The organism is Telmatospirillum sp. J64-1, assembly GCF_006980715.1.
GTDB classification, from domain to species: Bacteria; Pseudomonadota; Alphaproteobacteria; order Rhodospirillales; family Magnetospirillaceae; genus Oleiliquidispirillum; species Oleiliquidispirillum nitrogeniifigens.
Genome location: NZ_SBHN01000053.1, coordinates 1 through 5055 on the forward strand (window position 1 = coordinate 1; position 5055 = coordinate 5055).

A 5055-nucleotide genomic window follows, 5' to 3' on the forward strand; every position below is an offset into this window, starting at 1 on the left:
TCCACGGCACCACCCGATCCATCTCGATCAGGAACAACTCCTTGCGGGTTTGCTTGCGCTTGCCAGCGTACTCGGCGTCGGCGAAGGTCATCTGCTTCATCGGGAAACTCGGTGGGTGGAATCCGGGTATTTTGCCAAAATCTGGAAGTCTTCTTCAGAGTTTCCCTAGTGTGCGCTCTCTTGCTTGGATGGCATTACGTTCTGGCCCAACGTTACTGTAGCGAATCCGCAGCAGTATCAATCAAAGCCTCCTGTATCCCGCGTGAAGAAAGACGCTACGTTGCGCCCGTTCTTCCACGGCTTCGCTTGCCGCCCCGCTACGGCAGATTCGAAGTATTCATCGAAATGTCATCCTTTAGAAACAGTGCGGTAACAAGGAATTTCTATCCTTTGCATCGCGAACCGCAATTGTGCGGCCAGCAATATTGCGAAAGGTGATCAAATGATGCCCCATCCGATACAGGACGCCGTGCTGCGGGTCGACCGGTTGAGCGTCGTCTATCCAGGCGGCGTGACAGCCCTACGCGATACCTCGATTGCATTTCGGCGTGGTGAGTTCACCGTGCTGCTTGGTCTCTCGGGCGCAGGCAAGTCGACCTTGCTCCGTAGTCTCAATCGACTCGTCACGCCCACTGGCGGCAGTGTCACCAGCGAACTCGGTGAGCTCGGCAGCGGCTCGGCCTTGCGTCAGCATCGTCGGCGTACCGCCATGATCTTTCAGCACCACCAGCTAATCGAACGTCAAAGCGCACTGGCTAATGTGCTTACCGGTCGGCTGGCCTTTCACAACACGCTCCGCTCGCTGTTTCCTCTGCCGCGTGCCGATCAGGAGATTGCGCTCAGTTGCCTCGCTCGGGTCGGTCTGGCAGACAAGGCGCTAAGCCGGGTGGACAAACTGTCCGGTGGCCAGCAGCAGCGGGTAGGCATCGCGCGTGCGCTAGCGCAACAGCCGGCGATCATTCTGGCCGATGAGCCGGTAGCCAGTCTCGACCCGGCCACTTCGGTCCGTGTTCTCGGATTGCTGCGCGACATCTGCAAGGAAGACGGCATCACCGCCATCGTTTCGCTGCATCAACTCGAATATGCCCGCCGCTTCGCCGATCGCGTCGTCGGGCTGGCCGATTCTCAGATCGTTTTCGATGCCGCGCCCTCGGAACTCACCGATGCGCAGCTTGAGCGCATCTATGCAGGCCGCTCTACGACTCAGCCAGCGAATGCTCCGGCTGAACCACCTGTCATGCTCGAACCTTCACTGGAGATGTCCCGATGAAACGCTTATCCGCGCTCTTATTGACTTGCTTGCTGTCCGCTGTTTCAAGTTTGTCCGCCCTAGCGGCCGATGCCGATCCGGATGTGCTAAAGGTTGCCCTGCTGCCGGACGAAAACGCCTCCGAGCTGATCAAGCGTAACCAGCCGCTGAAGGATTATCTGGAAGAGCATCTGGACAAGAAGGTGCAGCTGATCGTAACCACCGACTATTCCTCGATGATTGAGGCGATGCGCTTTGGCCGTATCGACCTGGCGTATTTCGGTCCGCTGTCCTACGTCATGGCCAAAAGCAAAAGCGACATCGAGCCCTTCGCTGCCATGGTCATCGACGGCAAGCCGACCTATCGCTCGGTGATTATCGCCAATGTGGCGTCAGGCGTGAATGAGTATGCCGACCTTAAGGGCAAGAAGATGGCCTATGGTGACCGGGCATCGACGTCCAGCCATTTGATTCCCAAAACCGTGCTTCTTGAGACGGCCGATTTGACGGGTGGGCAGGACTACGAACAACATTTTGTGGGCACGCATGACGCCGTTGCCGTCAACGTGGCGAACGGCAACGCCGATGCGGGTGGGCTGTCGGAGGTAATTTTCAATCACGCAGTCGAACGTGGCCTAATCGATCCGAGCAAGGTGAAAGTACTTGGTTACAGCGGCGAATACCCCCAGTACCCCTGGGCGATGCGCTCGAACCTGAGCCCCGAGCTGAAAACCAAGGTGCGGGATGTATTCGTCGGTATCGACGATCCCGAAGTGCTGCGCAACTTCAAGGCCGAGGCCTTCGCGCCAATCACCGACGCCGACTACGATGTGATCCGCAAAATGGGATCGCTGCTCGGCCTCGACTTCGCCACGATGTGAGCACCGATATGTCTACTCATTACGACGTGCAGGCGCTGCCTGCAGAGCAACGCGAGCACATCCTTCGAGGCTTCGGCCTCGGTTGGTGGCGCCAGCTGGGGCAGGTGGCGATTGTATTCGGAGTGGTGCTGTTGGCCTGCTGGTACGTGGGGCTGCTCGATGCCACCACGCTGCTGAACGGGCTGCCCTCCATCGCGACCCTGGCAGGCGAGGCCATGCCGCCAGACTTTTCGGGCTATCGAAGCTGGATTCGCCCCTTGATCGACACCTTGGCGATGAGCATCGCCGGTACGGCCATCGCAGTGGTGTTCTCGCTGGTGGTGGCCTTCGTTGCAGCGCGCAATACGGCGCCGCACCCCCTTGTGTTCGGTGTTGCCCGGGTGCTGCTCAATGCCCTGCGGTCGGTGCCGGAGCTGATCATGGGCATCATCTTCGTTGCAGCCGTAGGGTTCGGCGCCTTGCCGGGCGTGCTTGCCCTGGGTCTGCATTCGGTCGGCATGGTCGGCAAGTTCTTCGCCGAGGCCATCGAGCACGTCGACGAAGCGCCGGTGGAAGCCGCTCGGGCGGCGGGGGCTACGCCGATGCAAGTGCTGCTGCACGCGGTTTTGCCACAGGTGACGCCGCAGTTCGCCGACGTGGCGATCTACCGCTGGGAATACAACTTTCGCGCCTCCACCGTGATGGGCATGGTTGGCGCCGGCGGTATCGGCTTCGAACTCATGGGCTCGCTGCGCATCATGCAGTACCAGGAGGTTGCAGCAATCCTGCTGGTCATCCTGGCCATGGTCACGCTAGTAGACGCCTTCAGTGGCGTGCTGCGCAAACGTTTCAAATAGGACAAACCATGCTGCCGAAACTCGTTATAACTCACCGAGTACACGATGAGATCCTGCAACTGCTGGCGCCACATTGCGAGCTGATGACCAACCAGACCGACAGCACGCTGCCGCGCGAGGAAATTCTGCGCCGCTGCCGCGATGCTCAGGCGATGATGGCGTTCATGCCCGATCGGGTCGATGCAGACTTTCTTCAAGCCTGCCCTGAGCTGCGTGTAGTCGGCTGCGCGCTCAAGGGCTTCGACAATTTCGATGTGGACGCCTGTACTGCCCGCGGGGTCTGGCTGACCTTCGTGCCTGATCTGTTGACGGTCCCGACTGCCGAGCTGGCGATCGGACTGGCGGTGGGGCTGGGGCGGCATCTGCGGGCAGCAGATGCGTTCGTCCGCTCTGGCGAGTTCCAGGGCTGGCAACCACAGTTCTACGGCACGGGGCTGGATAACGCTACGGTCGGCATCCTTGGCATGGGCGCCATCGGACTGGCCATGGCTGATCGCTTGCAGGGATGGGGCGCGACCCTGCAGTACCACGAGGCGAAGGCTCTGGATACACAAACCGAGCAACGGCTCGGCCTGCGCCGGGTGGCGTGCAGCGAACTCTTCGCCAGCTCGGACTTCATCCTGCTGGCGCTTCCCTTGAATGCCGATACCCAGCATCTGGTCAACGCCGAGCTGCTTGCCCTCGTACGGCCGGGCGCTCTGCTTGTAAACCCCTGTCGTGGTTCGGTAGTGGATGAAGCCGCCGTGCTCGCGGCGCTTGAGCGAGGCCAGCTCGGCGGGTATGCGGCGGATGTATTCGAAATGGAAGACTGGGCTCGCGCGGACCGGCCGCGGCTGATCGATCCTGCGCTGCTCGCGCATCCGAATACGCTGTTCACTCCGCACATAGGGTCGGCAGTGCGCGCGGTGCGCCTGGAGATTGAACGTTGTGCAGCGCAGAACATCATCCAGGTATTGGCAGGTGCGCGCCCAATCAACGCTGCGAACCGTCTGCCCAAGGCCGAGCCTGCCGCATGTTGAATCCGGTCTGGCTGAAGAGCCTGGTAGCGATCGTTCAAACAGGCAGTTTTCAGAGCGCGGCGAGGGCGTTGGGGCTGGCCCAGCCGACGGTGTCGCAGCACTTGCAGAAGCTTGAAGAGCAGGTCGGCGTAACGCTGGTGCAGCGCAGTCGTAGCGGCTGCCAGCCTACCACACGGGCGCTGGCCTTCATGCCGCATGCGACCGCCTTGCTCGACATGCACGCCCGGGCGCTAGAAGCCCTGCATGGCAATCGTGAGCGCGTCGGGGCCAGCTCCAACATCGGCACCTACCTTCTCCAGCCATTCGTGCGCAACTATCTGACGACCGCAAATGAGAGGGGCGAGGTGGATCTGCGCATCGCCGCCAACCCGGATGTGGCCGACCAGCTACTGGCGGGCCAGCTCGACGCCGCGATCATGGAATGGTGGCTACCTCACCCCGACTTCGAACACCGCCTCTGGCGGGTCGAGCCGCTGGTGCTTATCGTCAGCCCCGACCATGCGCTGGCTGAAGCAGGGTGCATAGAACGTGATCGTCTGGTGGACCTGCCGATGCTGGGAGGTGAACCGGGTAGCGGTACCGGACGGCTTCTGACCGAATACTTTGGCGAACTGGGCGTGCCTCGCAGCGGTATGCAGCTAGGCAGCACCGAGGCAGTCAAACAAGCAGTGAGGGCGGGACTCGGCGTGTCGTTGGTGATGGCTTCCGCAGTACAAGACGAAGTTCGCAGTGGCGCGCTGGTAGCTCTTCCCATCCCGGGGCTTGAAAAGCGTCTCCAACTGATCTGGCGCAAACCTCCCGGAAATCTGCACCCGCCGGGATTTGTGCGGCACTTATTGGAGGAGGCAGATCTAGCTGGATAAGGTGATGGATGGTTGCGATCCAGCGCTTGGCTTGTCAGCCTAGGGAAACTCTGAAAAAGACTTTCTGATTTGGCAAAATACCGCGACCCCACCCACCGAGTTTCCCGATGAAGCAGATGACCTTCGCCGACGCCGAGTACGCTGGCAAGCGCAAGCAAACCCGCAAGGAGTTGTTCCTGATCGAGATGGATCGGGTGGTGCCGTGGA

The 5055-nt window shown here is 60.8% G+C and carries 5 protein-coding genes and 2 pseudogenes; 6 read left to right on the plus strand and 1 reads right to left on the minus strand.

Annotated features, from left to right (window positions below; genetic code table 11):
* A pseudogene (locus EPD66_RS23420) lies at nucleotides 1-100 on the minus strand (IS5/IS1182 family transposase); the annotation flags it as partial.
* Between the two features lie 342 nt (nucleotides 101-442).
* On the opposite strand from EPD66_RS23420, the gene phnC reads away from it, so the two are divergent.
* From phnC to EPD66_RS23450, 6 genes and pseudogenes are all read left to right on the plus strand, one after another.
* Nucleotides 443-1270: a phosphonate ABC transporter ATP-binding protein gene (gene phnC / locus EPD66_RS23425; RefSeq protein WP_012637488.1), complete on the plus strand. Its 828-nt coding sequence runs from the start codon at nucleotides 443-445 to the stop codon at nucleotides 1268-1270.
* Complete coding sequence (gene phnD, locus EPD66_RS23430; RefSeq protein ID WP_012637487.1) at nucleotides 1267-2130, plus strand: phosphate/phosphite/phosphonate ABC transporter substrate-binding protein; 864 nt, start codon at nucleotides 1267-1269, stop codon at nucleotides 2128-2130. Before phnC ends, phnD begins: the two co-directional genes overlap by 4 nt.
* An 8-nt stretch (nucleotides 2131-2138) precedes the next feature.
* Nucleotides 2139-2966: a phosphonate ABC transporter, permease protein PhnE gene (phnE, locus tag EPD66_RS23435; protein WP_010466252.1), complete on the plus strand. Its 828-nt coding sequence runs from the start codon at nucleotides 2139-2141 to the stop codon at nucleotides 2964-2966.
* Nucleotides 2967-2974: 8 nt separating this feature from the next.
* Nucleotides 2975-3985: a phosphonate dehydrogenase PtxD gene (gene ptxD, locus EPD66_RS23440; protein ID WP_063142062.1), complete on the plus strand. Its 1011-nt coding sequence runs from the start codon at nucleotides 2975-2977 to the stop codon at nucleotides 3983-3985.
* Nucleotides 3979-4848 carry a LysR family transcriptional regulator gene (locus tag EPD66_RS23445; RefSeq protein ID WP_010466239.1) on the plus strand — a complete coding sequence of 290 codons (870 nt, stop codon included), beginning with the start codon at nucleotides 3979-3981 and terminating at the stop codon, nucleotides 4846-4848. Before ptxD ends, EPD66_RS23445 begins: the two co-directional genes overlap by 7 nt.
* Before the next feature lie 107 nt (nucleotides 4849-4955).
* Nucleotides 4956-5055: pseudogene (locus tag EPD66_RS23450) on the plus strand (IS5/IS1182 family transposase); the annotation flags it as partial.